Source organism: Pontibacterium sinense (genome assembly GCF_015209595.1).
Lineage (GTDB): Bacteria > Pseudomonadota > Gammaproteobacteria > Pseudomonadales > Balneatricaceae > Pontibacterium > Pontibacterium sinense.
This window is the reverse complement of the sequence record NZ_JADEYS010000004.1, coordinates 180,936-201,785: the sequence shown is the minus strand read 5'-3', so window position 1 is coordinate 201,785 and position 20,850 is coordinate 180,936. Positions and strand designations below refer to the sequence as shown.

Genomic DNA, 20,850 nt, shown 5'->3' with positions numbered 1-20,850 from the left:
CAGAAAAAGCCCCGGATCGTCGCACGCCGCCAAACTCGCGAGTAACGCAAGCTACTGTATGGATTCCCACGGGGGACCATGGGAACCAGAAAAAGCCCCGGATCGTCGCACATCACCAAACTCGCGAGTAACGTAAACCACTGTATGGATTCCCACGGGGGGACCGTGGGAACCAGAAAAATACCCACATCTCCGTACACCGCCAAACTCGCGTGTAACGTATACCACTGTATGGATTCCCACGGGAGACCGTGGGAACCAGAACAAATTCCCATAGAGGAGCACGGGAATCAGAGCTATATCTGTAGCAGCGGTCTCCGACCGCGACACATTCCCACGACCAAGATATGTCGCCCTTGGAGAGGGCTGCTACAAGGGTCGGGTAGAGGGTTAGACGTCTATTCCTACCTCATCCGATTCAACAATCTCGGATTCCCGCTTACCCGCTTCAATCCACTCCTGCATGGCGGAATGATTCAGCACCGCTGCCATATAAGTACGGCTCAGATCAGACACCTCAATCCCATAGGTCTCAAAGCGGGATGCCACCGGGGCAAACATCACATCGGCGATACTGAATTCGCCAAACAGCCAAGGACCTTGATCGGCGAAGCGTGCACGCAAGCCCGACCAGATCGCATCAATGCGTGCCACATCCTGCATCGCAGCCGCAGATGGCTCGATCCTGCGTTTGGCTCGGCAGTTCATTGGCATCTCGCTGCGTAACGCCATAAAGCCGGAGTGCATCTCGTTCGCCACAGCGCGCGCCTCAGCACGGGCGGCTTTATCCACAGGCCAGCCGCGGCCATCCAGATAGGTTTCGCTGACGTATTCGCAGATCGCCAAAGAGTCCCATACGGTCAAATCACCGTCCAGCAGCACCGGCACTTTGCCGGCCACGCCCAGCTTTTCGAGCTCGCGGTAAAACGTATCGGTATGTAGCAGCAGGCGGGTGTCTTTGAAGTCGAGATTAAATGCGGCCAGCATCAGCCAGCCGCGCAACGACCATGAAGAGTAGTTTTTGTTGCCAACAATCAGTTCCATGAGTAAGTACCTGCTTCCGTTGAAAGTGCAGGTATTCTTACCGTTCGCTGGTGCAAAAACTAACGAATAGTATTGATGCCACCTATTCGTAACACTGATGGATCAGCAGCAACCGCCGCCACTGCTCTCACCCTGAGTGTCTGTCTCGAAGGGCATCAAGGTGCCGCAACCATCAAAGATACCGTAGTGGTTGTCCCAGTTGCCGATGTAATCAAAGTGTTCCTGGAAACGGGTATCGTGCAGCATCCGCCAGGTATTTCCGCACACCGGAAACACCTTACCCTTTTGGATACTATGATGCGCATCCAGCTCAAACACCTCCGGAATATGCTCGATGGTGCCTTTATAAACCACGACCTGACCGTAATCTTCACAAGCATCTTCCAGCTCCGCAATTTTGAACAGACGGTAGGTGGCAGAGTAAAACCCGATATGGCCGATCTTCTGCTCGATTCGTTCATTGTCGATGGTGATCGGGCGATCTTCCACCAGACGCGGATCGGCAAAACCCGCTTTCTTCGCCAGACGCAGGAAATCGTTCCAGTACAGTGCACCGGAGAGGCATTCGCCATAAAGCTCAGGATCAGATTTGAGTGATTCCGGCACACGGCGATCCGCGTAAACATCAGAGAAATACAACTCGCCACCCGGCTTCAGCAGACGGTAAGCTTCACGAAACACCGCTTCTTTATCCGGACTCAGGTTAATCACACAGTTGGAGACGATCACGTCGAAGCTGTTATCCGGCAGGTCCAGTTCATCCAACTTTTCAATATAGCCCTTGTGGAATTCGACATTGCCTTCGCTGTAACCAAAGGTGTCCTGATGATAGGCCAGATGTCGGTTCGCCACCTCCAGCTGCGCGTCGGTCATATCCACACCCACGACACGACCGGATTCGCCCACAAACTGCGACAACACATAACAGTCACGGCCACTGCCGCTGCCAAGATCAAGAATTGCACAGCCTTTCAGCTGTTCCGGTGCGACCAGACCGCAGCCGTAGTAGCGCGCCATGACCTCATCGTGCACCTTCGCCAAGGCATTTTTAACAAAGCGTGGCATTGAATCATCTGTGCAGCAGGCGTTTGTTTGCAGATCATCACTGCCCTGCAGTACCTCACCGTAGTATTCCTGAACCTGTTCGTGCATCACTCTACCTTTATTACTGAGCCCATCACGGATATCCAACGGATACCCCTGTATCGAAAATACTGGATTTGATCACTATCGAGAGCGGGTAATATATCCCGTTGTGGCGGTTCTTGAACACCGTCAGCCATCATCTCTGCACTCTCTAACCACATCCGAACCACATAATGACAACAATTCGGGTGAGATTGCTCCCCTCCTTCAATTCGGCTATAACTCAGCGCACGACCTTCAGCGGATGACACCCTCGCCACAACAACTGCGACAACACGGGCAATCATCGCCACCGACATGGATACCAAGGGATAAACGATGGATATCGAAGCACTGCGCAGCTTTATCGCTTTTGTGGATACCGGCAGCTTTACCCGTGCCGCCAAGCAGATCCACCGGACCCAAAGTGCGATCAGTATGCAGATGAAGAAGCTGGAGGAAGCGACCGGCAAGGAGCTGTTCATCAAAGAAGGCCGTAATCTGGGTCTGACCGAACATGGCCGTAAACTGGCCAGCTACGCCCGACGGTTACTGGCGATTCACGATCAGGCCCTGAGCGACCTCAAACACCGTAGCGATCACCCGCCACTGATGCTCGGCTGCCCCGATGACTATGCTGATTCTGTCCTGCCCACACTGATCGCCCTTCTGCTGGAAACTCATCCTCAACAGGAGATCAGCATCCTCTGCGCCAGCAGTACCCGCCTACGTGCCCTATTGGATCGCGGCGAGATCCACGCGGCGATTCTGACCCGCGCACCGGAAAACGATGAAGGTTACCTGCTGGTACATGACAAAGGTGTCTGGACTCACGGCGGGTACCCTGAACTGTTAGCACGGGATGTACTGCCGCTGGTGCTCTATGACGCCGACTGTAAATTTCACAGTACCGCCATTGATGCACTGGAAAAACAGAACCGTGCCTATCAACTGATCGCCACCTCCTCCAGCGCTACCGCTCTGAAAGGTTTGTTGCACAAAGGGATCGCGATCAGCGCGCTGGCACGCTCAACGGTTTCCAAGGACTTAACGGTCTTGGAAAGCAGCGACCTGCCAGACCTCCCGGCGATCGATATTGTGTTGGCGCTGGCGCCTCACCCCCACCCCGTATTAACGACCGTGGGCGCGATGCGCATATCAGACGCATTCGGTAAAAAAGAAGACAGCTGAAGCGCGGATGATAGCGCCTAACCCACAGCATACTCACACAACGTCTCTGGAAGATCTCCGCCGCCACGTCGCCGTGAGACAAAAATTGCACTACCCGGCAGCGCTTTGGCCTCTTTCTTAGCCTGTGACGCCAGCTCGGCCACCTCGTTGTGTGAATCACAACGCCCCGCATCCGGGTGTACTACACCAATCGCCAGCCCCAATAGTGGGAAGAACCGGGGTTCTCCGTGACGATCCAACGCTTCTATCCCCTTACGCTGCAGATCCTGAGGCGAATAGAAAGAACGCACCAGATCCTCAAACTCCTTAATGATGCGCTCGCAACTTTCCTGCCAGCCATCCCCCCGATAGATCACCACGAAGTCATCACCACCGATATGCCCAACAAAGTTATGGTTGCCGGATGCATGCCGGTTAAGCAGCTCGCCCATCAGCCGAATAACCTGATCACCTTTTGAGTAGCCATAGCAGTCGTTGTAAGGTTTGAAGTTATTCAGATCAAAGTATGCCACCCGGAAATCAATTAACTGGCGCAGCATTAAATCAATCTCACGGTTGATCGGCACATTGCCCGGCAGCAACGTCAACGGATTCGCGTAACGCGCATTGCGGATCTTCAGCTCGGTGATACGCTTCAACAGATCGCGCACACTGCCCATCCCCAGATAGCTGCCTTCCTGCGTAATAATAATGTCCTGCTTTAGCGCAAACTCATCCTGATCGGTCACAATCTGAGAGACGCGGGCCAGCGTCGTCGTGCTTTCAACTACCAGCACGTTCTGACTGAGCATCTTACTCACCGGTTTGTGCTCGTAGAGGGCACGCCCGTACTGTGATGAAAACATCTCCAGCAATTCGCTTTTTAACACCACACCGATCGGTTTACCTCCCACCAGCACCGGGATTGTGGTCAGTTCTGTATTCTGCCGAAACAACTGACTGACAAAACCGATTTTGTCATCAGGCGCGAGAGTCGGAGAGGATTTCAATAAGCTAAATGCGGTATCACTGATGTCTTGCGGACTCTCAGCATTGGCCTCCCAATAACTGGCATCGGGCAAAAACGTATCTGGCTCAAAAGTGGGGACCACACCGGGACGGCCTAGCAAATAGCCCTGACCAATCATCACACCCAGTTGCTGCAAGGCTCTCAGTTCATTACTGCGTTCGATCCCCTCAGCAATGATGTTACAACGCATCGTTTGCGCGATATTACAGATAGAGCGCACAAACTCCTTTTTCACCGGGTCCTGATCAATATTGGAGACAAAGTGCTTATCGATTTTGACGTACTCCGGGCGTAGCTCCGACCAGAGCTTCAAACCCGAGTAACCGCTTCCCAGATCATCAATCGCAATCGCAAACCCCATATCACGGTAATGCTGCACCGCTGCCGCAGTCAGGCCATAGTGATCAAACGGATGCTGTTCTGAGATCTCGATAACAATATCGCGGGTCGGGATATCCAACTCGCGCAACAGCTCTTCAGTGAAGCCGGTCTGATGTTCCGTCGAGCTTAAAAGGGAGGCGCTGATGTTCAGAAATAACTTAGCGTCAGGTCTGAGCTCTGCGTAACGTTGCAGGGTCACCCGCCGACAGGCAAGTTCAAGCTCATTCTGCATTCCCTGCTCGATGGCGACACGGAACAACGCATCAGGATATTCAAGATCAGAACCAGAAGGTCCTCGAATCAGGGCCTCATAGCCAACCACTTCATTGCGCCGCAGATCCACAATGGGTTGAAAGTGGGGATGAAGGAGGTCCTCATTGAGAATCCTCTTGAGGTAAACCATTTCGTCCGAACCCGAGCCTAACCTCTTCTCCATGTCTCACTCCAATGCGCTGTCAGTTCAAACCACGCTACAACATGCAGATTGCAGTGAGGTGACACCCGCAGAGATCACACCCCGAATCACCGGCCCAACAAAATCATCCCTATAAATAGTATGTTCGCACGCGATGGCATCATGCTCTGAATGCTGCACCGCAGCGTTCAGAAGCGGACAAAACAGATCAATCTCGGAAAATCCCTCTTAAGTGGTATGCGTTATATACGACTTAAGAGCGGTATATTTATTGACCAATCAGGCACATTTTTTGCGCCTTTAAATTTTCTGGATAAACCGCAGCATTGCGATATTTTTTCCTGCTAATAAAAAATCTTCAAAAAAATAAATCGAACAACCAGTGATAACCTAGATTTACTTCCTAAAAACAAAAGCAATAAAGATCCGGAGATTTCGTATGTTGATTGGTGTACCTAAAGAGATTAAGAACCACGAATACCGTATTGGTATGACCCCTGCTGGTGTACGCGAGCTGGTTGCTGCGGGCCATGATGTTATTGTTCAGCGTGATGGCGGTACAGCTATCGGCCTGACCAACGAACAGTATGAAGCAGCAGGCGCCAAACTGATCGACACGGCTGAAGAGATCTTTGCCAGCGCTGACATGATCGTTAAGGTAAAAGAACCACAGCCAAACGAATGCCGCATGCTGCGCCCAGGACAGATCTTGTTCACCTACCTGCACCTGGCTCCGGACCCAGAACAGACCAAACTGCTGGTCGAATCCGACGCAGTTGCCATCGCATACGAAACTGTTACTGACGAAAACCGTGGTCTTCCACTGCTGGCACCAATGAGTGAAGTGGCTGGCCGTATGGCAATCCAGGCAGGCGCACACTCCCTGGAGAAAGCACAGTCTGGCCTCGGCACCCTGCTGGGTGGCGTACCGGGTGTAGCACCAGCTAAAGTTGTTGTGATCGGCGGTGGTGTTGTGGGTATCAACGCTGCACGTATGGCCATGGGTATGGGCGCAGACGTTACGATTCTGGATCGCTCCCTGCCACGTTTGAAAGAACTGGATGCTTTGTACGGCCCACAGCTGAAAACCCTGTACTCCAGCGCTGAAAGCGTAGAGCAGGAAGTGGTTGCCGCAGATCTGGTGATTGGTGCAGTACTGATTCCGGGCGCAGCAGCACCTAAGCTGGTAACCCGTGAAATGCTGACGAAGATGAAAGACGGTGCGGTACTGGTCGACGTTGCAATCGATCAGGGTGGCTGCTTCGAAACTTCTCGTGCAACCACGCATCAGGAACCAACTTACATCGTAGAAGACGTGGTTCACTACTGCGTAGCGAACATGCCAGGCGGCGTAGCACGCACCTCTACCTTCGCTCTGACCAACGCAACACTGCCATTCGCACTGGCACTGGCGAACAAAGGTTACAAACAGGCACTGCGTGATGATGCACATCTGGCAAACGGCCTGAACGTACACCGCGGCACCATCAACTACGAAGCAGTCGCGAAAGATCTGGGCTACGACTACGTACCTGCTGAAGAAGCGATCGCTTAATCTATTGATTAATAGCTAAACGCTGAAACTAAAAATCCGGTATACCGCGAGGAATACCGGATTTTTTGTGCCCAATAGATATCGGCATGCTAGAAGAGATTGATGCTTCGTATTACATCGTGTCGAAATACTGCCGCAGTTCTTGCTCCGAGGCTTGATGACGAAATGCCAACTTACCGTCGATCAGAATATTGGGGGAATGGCGGATATTGTAGGTCTCAACCAGCTCAGGGTGATCCTCAAGGTACGCTATTTCATAGCCCACCCTCAGGTCTTTGAACTCCTTCTCTAGGTTTGGCACCGAAAAGTCCGTTCTGGTCACCAGTAACTGAACGCGCATTAGAGCACTCCCGGTCGGTTTGCTGGCTAAAGTATAGCAAGGGCGGTACACGTGAACGCCGCTACAGATCGCTTTTCCTGCGGGACCGATGCCCGTTGGCAGCATCACTTTTTCTCTGTGAGTAGATAAACCCCTAACCACCCCATGGGACCGAGGAAAAACACACAAGCTTGCACCTCAGCAATCGCAAGCGCATGGGTATCGCAGAACTGTTCACCCTTCCGGTGGTAGTAACGGCCCAACAACCGCACCGCACTCACACCACCGACACACCAGGTCGCAACCAACGCAATAAATAACAGCCCGAGAGAACTCATGGTATGACTCCTAAGCAACCCTCTGCTAAGTGCGAGAATAGCTTTCTGTGGCCAAGTCTCAGATTGAGATTCGTTCTCAATTGAGTATAACACTCCCCCAGTTTTGTCAGTTTTCGTCGCACGCGCCTTCATTTTCTTGCTGAAATTCTAAGCGCCGAGTTAGTCTGTCTTATTGTCCTGAATATAAGGCTCCAACACTTTAAACCAGCTTTGCACCGTATATTCATACTCTTCAATACACAGCTCCGCCCTCTCTTCCGAAAGCGCACCGTCCTCAAGAATCGCCGCATATTGCTCGGGATCGCTGCCGTACACATGACACAAGGTACTGAAATACCGCTGATCGTCTAAGCTGTGCTCATCCCAGAAATCTTCATCACCGAGTGTATCCCGGTCGTCACTTTCCAAATCAAACAGATCAGCAGCACTCAGTGCAATCTCCTGTCCATTATCGAAAAACTCGATCAGCAGAATCGTCGCCAGCGCATCGGCTGCATCTTCCTCTTTACCCAATACCGGCAGCTCATACATCGCTATGGCTGCATGGGCAAACTCATGAAACAGCGTATGCATCAGCGCATCTTTCGTGGCTTCCTCTGCGGTTACACCGGTTTCTTTATAGTTTGCCTGTTTAAATCGGTCTTTAATCTCGGTAACAAAGGAATACGGAATCAGGATTCTGTTCTCTGCCACATCATACAAAGGCCCCTCTTCCCCCCCGATAAAGAACACCAGTGATTCAGGCAGCTTAAAGTAACCGTCGATAAAGGTAGTAACTGATCCAATCGTGTTAGATGTCTTCAGTTCTTTGCTTATGGCGGTTTCGACCGCACCTTCGGGTTTGGCGTATTCGACGCGAACATCATTCTCAGCATAGGCGGCAGCCGAGGAAAGGAGAGAACATGTGACCAGTAGTAGTGTTCCAATGAGTTTCATGGATACTCCAGATTAAACAAACCCGTTAGCGATAGAGGCTGAAGAAAAGTAGTTCGCAAACACACCCTATCTCAACTCCGTACTGCTCGCCCTTCTCTAGTAGAAGATTCAAGCCGCCTAGTTGTTGTTTCTAGATCTCAACCAAGCATTCCAAGGCTTGAGAAGACATCGTAGGCACGATTTCTGTTACTTCATACGTGGCAAGACTTTCTCGATGAAACGGATCTTGCACAAGGATCTTATCCAGCTGCTCACGCCCGTCTACCGTGGCAAGAATAACCCCACCCGTACGAGGAACTTTGCGGCCAGACAGCTGAAAATTTCCCAAGCGGTATTGTTCGTTTAGGAACTCAACATGCTCAGGAATAAACTGATCAACGGTTTCCAGGGGTGCTACATAGGTCAGAGATACGATAAACAAGGTTATTCCTTTTTATACGTCAGCAAGCTTGCGGGGTAGTGAACATTTTACGTCTGAGGAACCTGTTGCGATCAACGCCACCTTAAGCGTACAAAAATCGCTGGTTAGACTTGTTGAGGCATGAAACAAAACCAACTGTTTTTGTTCCGCTTAAAAGCTGGGTTATACCGGCTTCGTTTTCACAGCCTAAGTCGGCTTTTCATTGCAGACAAGCATGTCGATGAATTTTGCAAACCGCCGCTGTCTGGTCTCGGGTTTCTTCGCACTTATCAATCCGTGCGCGATAACATAACGGCTCGATTTAGTGAGCGTCTCAAAAAACTGTTTCGCCTTCGGCTTACTCTCTAGTGCATCCAGGAAATCAGCCGGTACTTTCATTTCACTTGCCGTATAAGCATTCTCCCAACGGCCGTCTGCTTTGGCGGCACGAACGTGCACGAGTCCTGACTCCGTCATCCGGCCCTCGCTTATCAAACGCTCCGCATGCTCTCTGTTCCTTTTCGACCAGTTGCTTCGCGCCTTTCTTGGAGTGACCCGCTGGAGATAGGCTTGGTCATCAATCGATTTCTTCACGCCATCGATCCAGCCCCAGCAAAGCGCCTCGACCACGACATCGTCCCAAGTGACGCTCGGAATCCCAGTCTTCTTCTTGAAGATCTTCACCCACAGCTCTGTTTCAGTGGCGTGATTCACCTTGAGCCACTGGCTGAGATTTTTCGGTGATGTAAAGGTTATGATTTTTGCTGGATCGGGTTCTGGCATAGAACTAGATTCTCTTCGGCTGCTCCGACCTACAAAGAGCAGATACTTGGCTAGCGCAATTGCGCACAAAGTGAACGATCTTTGAGGCCCTTATTATGTAACTTCTCAGTTGAAGTACATGCCCAGATGTTCCATTAGCTCAGCTCTACTGTAATCAGAGTAGGTAACATATATCCCGTAAATGGCTAACACTCTAAGCCCCCACATCATCTTAGCTCTGGCTGATCTAGCTGCTTCAAAGAGAGGATCATCTTGATCTGTTTGCAAAATGATATATCTCTGGACCATGCCATGAAGCATTCCTCCAACGAGGAAAAGAGAAATTAGACCAATCAGCGCACCGTATTCTTCCGAATAGATCAGAAGCCCGAACGCTAAAACTGCTGAAAACAAACCCGGCATCCCTTCTCCTTGAATTCAGAACGTTCAAATTGGAGCTAAGAAAGCTCTCAAACGTGCACTGGTCCTACTCAAATCAGGTGCCACCGAAGCAGGCCACTTGGATTATTTTGTTAGCTGTTTCAGGCCACAGAGTAACCATTTTGTATATTCAGCACCAGATGATGAGTTTGTTTCAATTACTTTCTTTAAAGTAACTTCATAAATCCCATTAATTTCTGAGTGTTCAACTTCGCAAATTGACTCTTCTGATATCTTCCCAAAATAATCTTCATTATCAGATAAATTACGAACTCTATAGCGCTTTGTTTTTACATCCAAACCTAAAAGTTCTGCTTTAAAAATAACAGCCTCAGACATATCGATATTAATTTTGCTTACTGCTTTATAAGCATTTAATATTGTATCTTTTTTTAGCTCCAAACTCTTTCCTCGCTCGAGATTAGGCGACCCCCAGTCAACTTTTAATGGTGTATCTAATTTTGCGAGAGACTTCAGAAAGACTTTATATTTCGACGCGACTCTTCCTTGAAATTCATGCAGTTTGTTACTTATGACGTCTTCATTATCACCAGCTTCAAGTAGATTTATTAGTTCCATTATTGCATCCGATGCTAACGACCTATTAAACAAGTCGCTAGATGAGTCCGACTTAAGCTGAACACCAAAAGAACCATCAAAAATCTGTGTTGCTTTAAATTTTGTTTCACTTAATATATCGACTGCAATCGCCCCTTTTAAAGTAGGCTCACCTTCACAATATTGACCAAGGGAATCGACTAAACTTTGAAGTGATGTGAGTATTGTTCCAAAACCTTTTATTTCAAATTCTGGAAGCTGGCTATCCGTAGGGTAAAGATGAATATTAAATGTTTCTCTTCTAGACGAAATGGCTGCTTCAGTAGCATCGATTGCACCAAATCCAACTATATAAGGGCTATCAGTTTGTAAATATGCACCCGGCTTTGGAAGATCTTCAACGTTTATTTGTTCAGAGAACTTATAGTCAACTTTAGCTTCGCCTTCGAAGTTAGATTCTACGTGAAATAGATATCCATCTTCCGGTAGTTCGAATGCTTCTCGCAAGGTTATTTTTTTACTAACAACCGAAGATAATCTGTCATTTGAAATAGGAAGATATAGCCACTCGAAGCTATCATAGTCATCAAAGGTTGATAGCACTAAATACTGTGCACCTGACTTATTCCGACAACTAAATATTCTAGGAATATCGAAAAACTGAAATGTATTTACTAACCTCAGATCTCCTAAAACTGTATTTATTGGGAGGTTAAGCATTTAAAGCCACCTCGTTTTCTAAACATGTAAACTTATCAGCCATCTCTTTTTTATCTACCGATGACCATAGTGTGTTATGCTCATTAGAATTCCTTGATGGTGTTTCAGCTATTACGCCATCATTAGAATTGAGTTCTGCCACGGCTAATTTTTTCTTGGCTAATGCTGGAACTAAGTCAACCATTTGTTCACAAGCATTTTTATTTTTATATACAGAAAGACCTCTCGCTTGGCAAGCTTTTTCACCCCAATCCTGATCTGGTTTTAACTCAAAAAATGATTTGAAGTCTTTTTCTTTTGGATTGGCTCTATTGATGAATCTATATACCTTACCAGATACAGGCTCTGCGCACCCCGGTGGGCACTGCTCTGGAAAGTGATCAGGCCATTTTTTCATTATAAATTTCCATATTTGTAAAAACAGCTACCCCCTGCTTTGGGGCTGACTTGTAGCTACGAAAAGGCGAAAAGGCGAAAAGGCAGTCCCAGCCACGCAGTGGCGACAACAGCCGACTGTATGGTTACTTTCTCGCGTTTTTTATAACCCAATAAGCTCCGACCACTACCACAATACCGATCGCTGTATGAACAACTTGTTTGCTTATCGACTTGTCGTGTATAGCTCTATTTGCGAAGGATTCACAGTTATTTGCAACAAGGTTGTATATCCCCTTACCACCCCGCTTGATCTCTTCTATAGCTCTATTGGCAACCGTTAAGTCGGAATAGGCACCGTCATTTGCTGCAATTTTTATTTCACCGTTTGGCATATAACGCTTACAAAAGTCATGATATGTGGCAATTTGGTAACCCGTATGCATATTCTCCGCTACATACACATGACCATCTTCTAGGTTTTTCCCAAGAATTATTCCATGATGTTTGGGGCCTACATGACCAAGAGCCGTGATTGGCCCAACTATTCGAGAGCCGGTGACATCGATTTGTTGCAGCTGCATATTCATCCCTGTTCGTATGGTTGAAACCCAACATTTGTATAAGAAGGCCGCTCTCTTTGCCCCATAGATAAAATAGGACCTAAGGGCTACTAACAGTTTGACCGGAAAGGAATAATTGACAGAAAATCGCGGTATTCCTCCCTGACAAACCGAGCGTTCTCGCTTTGTGCAGATAATAGGCGGTCTCGTTATCTAACCCCACCCAACGTCTATCCATTTGACTTAGATGAAGTTTTAGCAGAAAGAGCGTTGGAAAACGAGCGCTTTAGGTCAATCAACGCTACGAAAATTGGGGCTGGTAGCAGCTCTCTCCATCTGCGCAGATGAGCACTTGTGGACTCTGGGTAATTTGGGCATTCATCGATAGGCGGCGATTTCGGTATGGGGATCGTGGAGGTGAGGTCAATGGTTCCGATGGATTTTTGGAAGTACCGTGGTCCAGCTGAAGTTGGGCAAGCAGGAATCCCAGCAGAGCGATACGAATGTAGAAACGAACGTGAAGGCATAAACGCCCGTTGGGCGTTGGCAGGCTAAAGCGTGCCCTACAAAATCAGAGGACATAAAAAATCCCCCGTTGCAGCTACGAACCACAGCGAGGGGAAACTTACTCAAGGTAAGTCCAGAAGGATGTGGCAGCACATCAAATCGATAGGCTGCCGGGGTGGAACTGGGTTGTAGCAGCTCGCTCCGAGAGCGACTGCCTGTTCGTTCCAAATGGGAGGTATGTCGCGGTCGGAGACCGCTGCTACAGAGTGTATTTTTTAGGATACGAAAGGGACGAAGATTATATCCCGTTAATTAGGCCATTTAGGTCAGGCCATAAAACGCTGGGAACAACAGGATCGAAGCCACTACCGCCACCTGCATCAGGATGAATGGCATTACACCACGGTAGATATCCACAGTCCGCACGTCAGGCGGTGCGACGCCTTTGAGATAGAACAGACTGAATCCAAACGGTGGGGTCAGGAAGCTGGTTTGCAGGTTCATGGCGATCAGGATGGCGAACCAAACAGGTGCGATACCCAGTGCATCCGCCACCGGTGCCAGAATCGGTACGATGATGAAGCTGATCTCGACGAAGTCGATAAAGAAACCCAGTATCAGAATTGCCAACATGGAGAGCAGCAGGAAGCCCGTTGCGCCGCCCGGCAGGTCGGACAGAATCTCTTCTACGATGTAGTCACCGCCGGTGTAGGTAAACGCCATGGAGAAGGCGGTGGCACCCAGCAGGATGGCGAAGACCATCGCGGTTACTTTGACGGTTTCTGAGGCGGAGTCGAAGACCATTTTCCAGCTGAACTGACGGTACATTGCCGCCAGCGCGATGGCACCAATACCACCCAAGGCAGAGGATTCAGTCGGTGTGGCGATACCGGCGAAGATAGAGCCCAGTACGATCAGGATCAGGGCCAGCGGCGGAATAATCGCTTTCAGCGCTTTCACATACTGCTGACGCTTGTTTTCAACATCCTCATCCATCGGCAGCGCAGGGGCCGCTTCCGGTTTCATCCAGCTGTAGATCAGGATGTAGATGATATAGGCGCCGATCAGTACAAAGCCCGGTCCAATCGCAGCCTGAAACAGGTCACCCACCGGAATACCCAGCACGTCACCGAGAATAATCAGAATGATGGACGGCGGGATGATCTGTCCCAATGTACCGGAGGCACAGATGGTGCCGCACGCGAGTGACTTATCGTATTTGTACTTCAACATCACCGGCAATGAGATCAGACCCATCGCGACCACGGATGCCCCTACAACGCCGGTGGATGCGGCCAGCAGTGCGCCAACTAAGACGGTCGAGATCGCCAGACCACCTCGCACACCGCCGAACAGTTTACCCATGGATTCCAGCAGCTGTTCTGCCAGACGGGTTTTCTGCAACACGATCCCCATAAAGATAAACAGAGGCACGGCCATCAGCACCGTATTTTCCATAATGCTTTGGATACGGAACGGCATGAAGGCAAACATCTCCGGGCCTTCTGCCAGTATTCCAAACAGCAGCGCAACGCCGCCAAACGTAAAGGCCACCGGGAAGCCAAACAACAACATCCCCAGCGCCACAAAAAACATGACTATACCGATCATAATTGTATTACCTGTTAGTGCGTTTAATGCGTAGGAGGCTGGTAGCGTGCAACCGGATGATGACCCAGCAGGGTATTGACTGATTTCAGCATCAGACCGACACCACTGATGGCGATAGAGAAGAAGGCAAAGGGAATCACCGCCTTGATAATCCAGCGATACGGCAAACCACCCGGATCACCGGAGGTCTCGCCCAGCTCATACGCTTCGCTGGCAAAACCTACGCCGTACCACGCCACCAGCAAGGCAAACGGCAGTAACAAGAACAGAGAACCCAGCAGATCGATCCACGCCTTTTTGTTGCCCGTCAGGCGTTCATAGATCAGATCGACACGTACGTGGCCACCCGTGCGCAGGGTGTATGGCACCCCCAACATGAACATGGCCGCAAACAGGTGCCATTCCAGCTCCTGCATACCGATCGATACATCGTTAAACAGGTAACGCATCACAACGTCGAAGAAGACGTTAAATAGCATCAGGATAAATAACAGGGCGGCAATCTTACCCAGCAGGTCAGAGAAGGTATTGATCGCGCGTTCCAGACGGAGCAGAAACATAACAGCGCCTCTAGAGTAGAGATGGGAGGAGACTGCGTGAAAGCGTCACGAGCGCAGCTTAGGCAAGGCAAAGCTTGGCGAGAACGCGCAGTCATCGTGCCCGTAGGGTATTACGAACCGTAAATGAGCATTTTGAGCCAAGCTTTAACGCCGCCTAAGCCAGCGCAGTAGGTTTCACGCAGTCTCCAGCGGATTTACTGAGACGACAGACTGTTCAAGTAGGCCTTATCGGAGATGTCGGTCCATACACGGGATTTCTGCATGTACATCGCCTGAGAGGTGATGATCTCTTTCGCCAGCGGATCAGCCGCTGCTTTCTCTTTCAGCAGTTCAGTGTTGGCGGTTTTCATCGCACCGATCACGTCAGCTGGGAACGATTTGATCTGGATATCAGGATGCGCTTTTTTCATCAGATCCCAGTTTTCCGCTGACATGTGGTAAGACTGGATGTACATGTCGTACGCCGCTGTACGCATCGCGACACGCAGGATCTCTTGCAGATCGGCAGGCAGTTTTTTCCAGGTACGCTCGTTCACAAGGAACTGCAACTCAGTCGCAGGCTCATGCCAACCGGTGTAGTAGTACGGTGCGATTTTGTGGAAACCCATACGCAGATCAAGAGATGGGCCTACCCACTCCAGCGCGTCGATGGTGCGGCGTTCCAGTGCGGTGTAAAGCTCACCCGCTGGGATGTTGGTTGGCTTCGCGCCCAGTTTTGCCAGTACTTCACCCGCAAAACCCGGAATACGCATTTTCAGACCTTGCAGGTCATCCAGCGAGTTAATCTCTTTCTGGAACCAACCGCCCATCTGGTTACCGGTATTACCACCCGGGAAGCTCATCAGGCCGTATTTGCTGTAAACCTTCTCCATCAGCTCCATACCGCCACCGTTGTAGAACCAGCCGTACTGCTCTGGCGCAGTCATACCAAAGGGCATGGTGGTGAAGTACAAGGTGTTAGGCACTTTGCCTTTCCAGTAGTAAGACGCGGAGTGGCCCATGTCGTACTGACCGGCACGCACCATATCGAAGATACCGAACGGTGCTTTGTGTTTGTTTTTGGAATCGATGGTGATCTTCAGACGACCGTTGGACATGGTCTCGGCCATTTTCGCCATGTTACGTGGCGCGTCACCAAAGATTGGGAAGTTGCTTGGCCAGGTTTCAGCCATCTTCAGGCGATAAACTTTGTCGTTATCCGCAGCCTGAGCAGGTGCAGCCAATGCCGCGACACAGGCTGCCGCCGCGATCAGTTTTTTAGTGAAGGTGAGCTTTATCATTTTTGTTTTATTCCTCAGTGTGGACTCTAATTCGGGACCTGAGCAGTACGGAGATAGATTGCCCTGCTAAGGCCAAAGCCAACATTCGGAATAGTTCGCAAGCCGCCTGAAAATACTACGTAGGCCCGTGCGTAGAAGTGCGTTGAGGTGTACGTAAAACTACGCAAACGCTTGTTTTAACAGGGATACAATTTGTTGTACACGTTAAGGAAGGGATTCTTCTGCGGGAAATCGACCAACAACTGATCAATTAATAACCACTGGATTTAAAAGAGTTTTTTGCGAAATTCGGTCTAGTACGGTTTAATGCGTGACTTGCTGCGCAGATCCTGTGGCAGCTGGGTTTCCCGTCAGTTTCCGGTAAGGATGTTTCTATGAACGATGCCTGCTTCCAGCTTAAAGGTAGCGCTGTCAGCATTATTGTACTCGAGCTTTATCACTACTCTGTTCCATCCTTTACCGAACTCCTTGGCGACAAAGTGCGTCAGGCTCCACAGTTCTTTCAGCAGTCACCGGTGGTGATCAGTCTGGAGAAACTTGAAGAGACTCAGTCACTGGATTTTGCCAGCCTGCTGGAGATCTGCCGCGAGTTTCATCTGCAACCGATGGCATTGCGTGGTGTACCTGAACATCTGCTGGCCTCAGCACGTGACTGCGGTCTTGCACTGATTCCGGCAAACCAGCGTAACAGCACAGAGCTGGACACCCGTCAGACAGAAGATCAACCCGATGCGCAGGCAGAAGTGGTTGTGAAGAAGATTGTTGAAGAGAAACTGGTCCGTCGCCCAAGTAAGGTGATCACCCGTCCGGTGCGTTCCGGTCAGCAGGTGTATTCCGAAGGCGATCTGATCGTGATGTCGCAGGTGAGTGCTGGCGCGGAAGTTCTGGCCGAAGGTGATATCCACATCTACGGCACATTACGTGGTCGCGCGCTGGCCGGAGTAACCGGTGATACGAATGCAAAAATTTTCTGCCAGAATCTGTCTGCCGAACTGATTGCGATCGCCGGTAACTTTATCTTAAGCGATTCACTACAGAATAAATGTTGGCAGGAAGCGGCCTACATCAGCCTTGAAGATGAAAACCTTCAGGTGCGGGCGCTGTCTTAACAGATCGCCATAACCACTAAATTTAGGGAATTTTCGAAAGCCGTCGAATGCGGTTCGGAAACATCCACACAAAATTCGAATAATCAGGAGAAGACCTTGGCCAAGATTATCGTCGTGACATCCGGGAAAGGCGGTGTCGGAAAAACTACTACCAGTGCAGCTATCGGAACCGGGCTGGCACTGAATGGCTTTAAAACCGTTGTCATCGACTTTGATGTGGGCCTGCGTAACCTGGACCTGATCATGGGTTGCGAACGTCGTGTGGTATACGACTTCGTAAACGTGATCAAAGAGGAAGCGACGCTCAATCAAGCACTGATCAAAGACAAGCGTACGGATAACCTGTTTATCCTGCCTGCGTCCCAGACACGTGACAAAGATGCGCTGACTCAGGAAGGTGTGGAGAAGGTACTGGACGAGCTGTCTGAAACCTTCGATTACATCATCTGCGATTCCCCTGCGGGTATCGAGAAAGGTGCGCAGATGGCACTGTACTTTGCCGATGTTGCCATCGTGACCACCAACCCTGAAGTCTCTTCTGTTCGTGACTCCGACCGTATTCTGGGTATTTTGCAGAGCAAATCCCGTCGTGCGGAAAATGGCGATTCTCCGGTAGAAGAACATCTGCTGCTGACCCGTTACAACCCCACCCGTGTCGAAGACGGCGAGATGCTGAGCGTAGCCGATGTGGAAGATATTCTGGCGATCCCTCTACTGGGTGTTATCCCGGAATCTGAAGCCGTGCTTAAAGCGTCCAACGCCGGTGTACCGGTGATTCTGGATACCGAAGCAGATGCGGGTCAGGCATACGACGATGCGGTTCAGCGCCTACTGGGTAAAGAATTGGAGCACCGCTTCCTGCAAGTGCCTAAGAAAGGATTCTTCCAGCGCATTCTGGGAGGCCGTTAATGAGTTTCTTCGACTACTTCCGCAGCAACAAAAAGCCTACGTCGGCTGAGCTGGCGAAAGAACGTCTGCAGATTATCGTTGCCCACGAACGTGGCAAGCGCACCAACCCTGACTACCTGCCTAAAATGCAGCAGGAGATCATCGATGTGATCAAGAAATACGTATCCATCGATCAGGATAAAGTCAGCGTGCAGCTGGATAGCAACGAAGATTGCTCCGTATTGGAAGTGAACGTTACCCTGCCGGATTGATCATCAATCCCGCTCTCCCAAAAAGGGGACAGATCTGTTTTCGCTTCACTGCGAATCATAAATCTGTCCCCTTTTTTGTGCCCCTTCTTAACTACCAATGCAATAACCGAGCAACTGTAGGGCAGGCTTCAGCCTGCCGGCACCCTGAAGGGGTGCCCTACAAATGTCTTGTAGCAACCATCGATCCCTGTTCCCTCGGGATCCCACGCTCTTACCCTACTAGCCGCTACCCATACTCTTCTCTGTTCCTACGTAATAACAGAGCGACTGTAGGGCTGGCTTTCAGCCTGCCGGCACCCTGAAGGGATGCCCTACAATAGTTGTTTTAATCCTTATTCTCCTTAAACTCACACTCGACCATCGCCAACCACTGCCCATTACTCCTTGACAGAAACAGGCACTGACCGCACATTATCGATAACAGCGACCTTAGCGATGGATACACCTCATGAGCACAGGAAGCACCAAGGATATTGCCCATCAACTCGCCCAGTTGGCCTATGCACTGAGCGCCGAGAAAGACCATGAGCGCCTGTTGGAGCAGATCATAGATGGCTGTATCAGCCTCTCTAATGCCGATGGCGGTTCGCTCTACACCCTCTCTGATGAAGACAGCAACGAACTGGTTTTCCGTGTGTTACGAAACCGTTCATTAGCGCTGAATACCAAACCAGAAAACCTGCCCAGTGTTCTGCTGCATACGGAAAGCGGTGGCGAATCCAAACTGGTCGCCGTTCAGACGTTCCTGACAGAAAAAACAATCAACGTTCCCGATGCCTATCGCTGCGGTCAGTACGACTTCTCCGGGACTTTGGCATTCGACGACCAGCTGAACTATCGCTCCCAATCCTTTCTGTCAGTGCCGCTGAAGGATCACGAAGGTCAGATGATCGGCGTCATGCAGTTGATCAATGCGCAGGACGAACAGGGTAATATCGTCGCGTTTTCCACTAAACAGGAAGCCCTGTTTGAATCGGTTGCGTCTCTGGCAGCAACCGCGCTGACCAAGCAAAAGCTGATGGACGGTCAGCGGGTGCTATTCGAATCCTTTATCCAGCTGATCGGCCGGGCCATTGACCATAAGTCACCCGTGACCGGTAAACACTGCGAACACGTACCTGAAATTGCGATGTTACTGGCCGATGCCGTGAACAGCGCAGACCATGGTATTTATGCGGATACGCAGTGGGACGATGAGGAGATGTACGAGCTGAAAGTAGCGGCTTGGTTACATGACTGTGGCAAGATCACCACACCGGAAGCGATCATCGACAAAGCGACTAAGTTACATACCTTAATCGACCGTATTGAACTGGTTGAAGGCCGCTTTCGTGAACACAAACAGCAACTTGAAATTGAGTTGCTGCGCGCCCTGCCCAGTTTAGACCTAACAGCAGCTGCGGATGCACAAACCGAATTTGAAGCACGCTGTGCACAACTGGACGATGACCTCACCTTCCTGCAAAAAGCCAACATCGGTGGCGAGTTTATGGCTCCCGAACATCAGGCACGTGTCGAGCGGATCGGCCTCTCTGAATGGGTGGATGTGAACGGCCAGACCCGACGTATGTTGTCCGACGATGAGATTAAAAACCTCTGCATCACCCGTGGCACTCTGACCGAAGACGAACGTCAGATCATGCGTGACCACATCAAAGTCACCATCGATATGCTGGAATCCCTGTCCTACCCTCGTAACTTAAGCAACGTGACGGAGATCGCCTGCAATCATCACGAAAGCCTGAACGGGAAAGGTTATCCCCGTGGGTTGGATGCTGAGCAGCTTTCACTGCGGGCGCGCATTATGTGTATTGCGGATATTTTTGAAGCCCTGACTTCGGCTGATCGTCCGTATAAGCAGGGGATGAAGCTATCACAGTCGATGACCATTATGGGCCGTATGGTGGAAGAGGGTCATCTGGACCCGGATCTGTTTGCGCTGTTTGCCCACAGTGGGACGTATCGGAAGTATGGGGAGCGGCATATGGCTGAGCGGCAGTTGGATGAGGTGGATTTGGGGAGTTTACCGGGGTTGAGGGAATACGCTTGAGCGTCTCTTCTTTGTGACTACGACTGATATTTTTCAATCATTGTTGTAGTACTGGTTTCGCTCTTGTTGGGCGAGGTAAGGGGAGTATCTGAACTCCCCTTACCAATCCCCGTCAGCCCCACTACTTGTTCTGCTTCGCAGAATACCCTGTGCGTTTCGAAATAAAGCTAAACGAATAAACTCGGCCTACAGCCTCAGACAGAATTCGTTTTTAACGCTTTCTTTCTGCAATGCTCGGCTGCGTAAAGGGGCCATACTCCCTCAGCAAACTGATACCACTTCACCCCGTAGAAAAAGTTAGATTCAAGGGCATTGTCTCAACGCTGGCACAATCGATAGCCCCTCTACGCAGCTGAGCACTGGAATAATCAGTCGGCTTAAAGCGAGGACTGTTTGAGGCCAAAGGCCGAGTTCCGCAGCTTCGACTGATTATGAAGCGCA

Annotated in this window: 21 protein-coding genes; 6 read left to right on the top strand and 15 right to left on the bottom strand. The window is 50.2% G+C overall.

The annotated features are described in order from the left end of the window. Window positions 1-390: 390 nt before the first annotated feature. Entirely contained in the window at window positions 391-1,044 is a 654-nt protein-coding gene (locus IOQ59_RS05865) for a glutathione S-transferase family protein (RefSeq protein ID WP_193952340.1), read from the bottom strand. A gap of 102 nt (window positions 1,045-1,146) precedes the next feature. Continuing rightward, window positions 1,147-2,196 carry a methyltransferase domain-containing protein gene (locus IOQ59_RS05860; RefSeq protein WP_193952339.1) on the bottom strand — a complete coding sequence of 350 codons (1,050 nt, stop codon included), beginning with the start codon at window positions 2,194-2,196 and terminating at the stop codon, window positions 1,147-1,149. Window positions 2,197-2,508: 312 nt separating this feature from the next. Here IOQ59_RS05860 and IOQ59_RS05855 point away from each other — a divergent pair, with 312 nt between their 5' ends. Next, on the top strand, window positions 2,509-3,360 hold the full coding sequence (locus IOQ59_RS05855; RefSeq protein ID WP_193952338.1) for a LysR family transcriptional regulator: 852 nt from the start codon (window positions 2,509-2,511) through the stop codon (window positions 3,358-3,360). A 17-nt stretch (window positions 3,361-3,377) separates the two neighbouring features. Here IOQ59_RS05855 and IOQ59_RS05850 read toward each other — a convergent pair whose 3' ends face one another. Further along, window positions 3,378-5,186, bottom strand: coding sequence for a GGDEF domain-containing protein (locus IOQ59_RS05850; RefSeq protein WP_193952337.1), 1,809 nt, complete (start codon window positions 5,184-5,186; stop codon window positions 3,378-3,380). A gap of 418 nt (window positions 5,187-5,604) precedes the next feature. Between IOQ59_RS05850 and ald the strand changes: the two genes are divergently transcribed. Then, entirely contained in the window at window positions 5,605-6,720 is a 1,116-nt protein-coding gene (gene ald / locus IOQ59_RS05845; RefSeq protein ID WP_193952336.1) for an alanine dehydrogenase, read from the top strand. 112 nt (window positions 6,721-6,832) lie between these two features. On the opposite strand, the gene IOQ59_RS05840 is transcribed toward ald, so the two are convergent. From IOQ59_RS05840 to IOQ59_RS05785, 12 genes are all read right to left on the bottom strand, one after another. Continuing rightward, on the bottom strand, window positions 6,833-7,060 hold the full coding sequence (locus IOQ59_RS05840; protein ID WP_193952335.1) for a hypothetical protein: 228 nt from the start codon (window positions 7,058-7,060) through the stop codon (window positions 6,833-6,835). Window positions 7,061-7,164: 104 nt separating this feature from the next. Then, a complete protein-coding gene (locus IOQ59_RS05835; protein WP_193952334.1) occupies window positions 7,165-7,377 on the bottom strand; it encodes a hypothetical protein in 213 nt (70 codons plus the stop codon). Between the two features lie 159 nt (window positions 7,378-7,536). Then, window positions 7,537-8,313 (bottom strand): DUF4344 domain-containing metallopeptidase, encoded by a 777-nt coding sequence (locus tag IOQ59_RS05830; RefSeq protein WP_193952333.1) that lies wholly within the window; start codon window positions 8,311-8,313, stop codon window positions 7,537-7,539. Between the two features lie 130 nt (window positions 8,314-8,443). Next, window positions 8,444-8,734 carry a YciI family protein gene (locus IOQ59_RS05825; RefSeq protein WP_193952332.1) on the bottom strand — a complete coding sequence of 97 codons (291 nt, stop codon included), beginning with the start codon at window positions 8,732-8,734 and terminating at the stop codon, window positions 8,444-8,446. A gap of 186 nt (window positions 8,735-8,920) precedes the next feature. Beyond that, window positions 8,921-9,496, bottom strand: coding sequence for a YdeI/OmpD-associated family protein (locus IOQ59_RS05820; RefSeq protein ID WP_193952331.1), 576 nt, complete (start codon window positions 9,494-9,496; stop codon window positions 8,921-8,923). Window positions 9,497-9,601: 105 nt separating this feature from the next. After that, a complete protein-coding gene (locus IOQ59_RS05815; RefSeq protein WP_193952330.1) occupies window positions 9,602-9,898 on the bottom strand; it encodes a hypothetical protein in 297 nt (98 codons plus the stop codon). A gap of 102 nt (window positions 9,899-10,000) precedes the next feature. Then, entirely contained in the window at window positions 10,001-11,194 is a 1,194-nt protein-coding gene (locus tag IOQ59_RS05810) for a DUF6575 domain-containing protein (protein WP_193952329.1), read from the bottom strand. Beyond that, window positions 11,187-11,591 (bottom strand): hypothetical protein, encoded by a 405-nt coding sequence (locus IOQ59_RS05805; protein WP_193952328.1) that lies wholly within the window; start codon window positions 11,589-11,591, stop codon window positions 11,187-11,189. The genes IOQ59_RS05810 and IOQ59_RS05805 overlap by 8 nt, the downstream gene beginning before the upstream one ends. Window positions 11,592-11,715: 124 nt before the next feature. Continuing rightward, the gene (locus IOQ59_RS05800) at window positions 11,716-12,153 is read right to left on the bottom strand and encodes a hypothetical protein (RefSeq protein ID WP_193952327.1); all 438 of its coding nucleotides are present in this window, start codon (window positions 12,151-12,153) and stop codon (window positions 11,716-11,718) included. A gap of 807 nt (window positions 12,154-12,960) precedes the next feature. Beyond that, the gene (locus IOQ59_RS05795) at window positions 12,961-14,250 is read right to left on the bottom strand and encodes a TRAP transporter large permease (protein WP_193952326.1); all 1,290 of its coding nucleotides are present in this window, start codon (window positions 14,248-14,250) and stop codon (window positions 12,961-12,963) included. Window positions 14,251-14,273: 23 nt separating this feature from the next. Then, window positions 14,274-14,810 carry a TRAP transporter small permease subunit gene (locus IOQ59_RS05790; protein ID WP_193952325.1) on the bottom strand — a complete coding sequence of 179 codons (537 nt, stop codon included), beginning with the start codon at window positions 14,808-14,810 and terminating at the stop codon, window positions 14,274-14,276. Between the two features lie 194 nt (window positions 14,811-15,004). Continuing rightward, complete coding sequence (locus IOQ59_RS05785) at window positions 15,005-16,090, bottom strand: TRAP transporter substrate-binding protein (RefSeq protein WP_193952324.1); 1,086 nt, start codon at window positions 16,088-16,090, stop codon at window positions 15,005-15,007. A gap of 374 nt (window positions 16,091-16,464) precedes the next feature. Here IOQ59_RS05785 and minC point away from each other — a divergent pair, with 374 nt between their 5' ends. The 4 genes from minC (at window position 16,465) to IOQ59_RS05765 (ending at window position 20,409) form a co-directional block, all read left to right on the top strand. Beyond that, window positions 16,465-17,199, top strand: a complete 735-nt coding sequence (gene minC, locus IOQ59_RS05780) for a septum site-determining protein MinC (RefSeq protein ID WP_193952323.1) — start codon at window positions 16,465-16,467, stop codon at window positions 17,197-17,199. A gap of 96 nt (window positions 17,200-17,295) precedes the next feature. Beyond that, window positions 17,296-18,108 (top strand): septum site-determining protein MinD, encoded by an 813-nt coding sequence (minD, locus tag IOQ59_RS05775; RefSeq protein ID WP_193952322.1) that lies wholly within the window; start codon window positions 17,296-17,298, stop codon window positions 18,106-18,108. Continuing rightward, window positions 18,108-18,359 (top strand): cell division topological specificity factor MinE, encoded by a 252-nt coding sequence (minE, locus tag IOQ59_RS05770; protein ID WP_193952321.1) that lies wholly within the window; start codon window positions 18,108-18,110, stop codon window positions 18,357-18,359. Before minD ends, minE begins: the two co-directional genes overlap by 1 nt. A gap of 448 nt (window positions 18,360-18,807) precedes the next feature. Further along, window positions 18,808-20,409, top strand: a complete 1,602-nt coding sequence (locus IOQ59_RS05765) for an HD family phosphohydrolase (protein ID WP_193952320.1) — start codon at window positions 18,808-18,810, stop codon at window positions 20,407-20,409. The last annotated feature ends 441 nt before the right edge of the window (window positions 20,410-20,850 follow it).

Bases quoted from the DNA above. Each gene is read 5' to 3' on its own strand.
- IOQ59_RS05865 (WP_193952340.1), bottom strand. From the start codon at position 1,044: ATGGAACTGATTGTTGGCAACAAAAACTACTCTTCATGGTCGTTGCGC.
- IOQ59_RS05860 (WP_193952339.1), bottom strand. From the start codon at position 2,196: ATGCACGAACAGGTTCAGGAATACTACGGTGAGGTACTGCAGGGCAGT.
- IOQ59_RS05855 (WP_193952338.1), top strand. From the start codon at position 2,509: ATGGATATCGAAGCACTGCGCAGCTTTATCGCTTTTGTGGATACCGGC.
- IOQ59_RS05850 (WP_193952337.1), bottom strand. From the start codon at position 5,186: ATGGAGAAGAGGTTAGGCTCGGGTTCGGACGAAATGGTTTACCTCAAG.
- ald (WP_193952336.1), top strand. From the start codon at position 5,605: ATGTTGATTGGTGTACCTAAAGAGATTAAGAACCACGAATACCGTATT.
- IOQ59_RS05840 (WP_193952335.1), bottom strand. From the start codon at position 7,060: ATGCGCGTTCAGTTACTGGTGACCAGAACGGACTTTTCGGTGCCAAAC.
- IOQ59_RS05835 (WP_193952334.1), bottom strand. From the start codon at position 7,377: ATGAGTTCTCTCGGGCTGTTATTTATTGCGTTGGTTGCGACCTGGTGT.
- IOQ59_RS05830 (WP_193952333.1), bottom strand. From the start codon at position 8,313: ATGAAACTCATTGGAACACTACTACTGGTCACATGTTCTCTCCTTTCC.
- IOQ59_RS05820 (WP_193952331.1), bottom strand. From the start codon at position 9,496: ATGCCAGAACCCGATCCAGCAAAAATCATAACCTTTACATCACCGAAA.
- IOQ59_RS05815 (WP_193952330.1), bottom strand. From the start codon at position 9,898: ATGCCGGGTTTGTTTTCAGCAGTTTTAGCGTTCGGGCTTCTGATCTAT.
- IOQ59_RS05810 (WP_193952329.1), bottom strand. From the start codon at position 11,194: ATGCTTAACCTCCCAATAAATACAGTTTTAGGAGATCTGAGGTTAGTA.
- IOQ59_RS05805 (WP_193952328.1), bottom strand. From the start codon at position 11,591: ATGAAAAAATGGCCTGATCACTTTCCAGAGCAGTGCCCACCGGGGTGC.
- IOQ59_RS05800 (WP_193952327.1), bottom strand. From the start codon at position 12,153: ATGCAGCTGCAACAAATCGATGTCACCGGCTCTCGAATAGTTGGGCCA.
- IOQ59_RS05795 (WP_193952326.1), bottom strand. From the start codon at position 14,250: ATGATCGGTATAGTCATGTTTTTTGTGGCGCTGGGGATGTTGTTGTTT.
- IOQ59_RS05790 (WP_193952325.1), bottom strand. From the start codon at position 14,810: ATGTTTCTGCTCCGTCTGGAACGCGCGATCAATACCTTCTCTGACCTG.
- IOQ59_RS05785 (WP_193952324.1), bottom strand. From the start codon at position 16,090: ATGATAAAGCTCACCTTCACTAAAAAACTGATCGCGGCGGCAGCCTGT.
- minC (WP_193952323.1), top strand. From the start codon at position 16,465: ATGAACGATGCCTGCTTCCAGCTTAAAGGTAGCGCTGTCAGCATTATT.
- minE (WP_193952321.1), top strand. From the start codon at position 18,108: ATGAGTTTCTTCGACTACTTCCGCAGCAACAAAAAGCCTACGTCGGCT.
- IOQ59_RS05765 (WP_193952320.1), top strand. From the start codon at position 18,808: ATGAGCACAGGAAGCACCAAGGATATTGCCCATCAACTCGCCCAGTTG.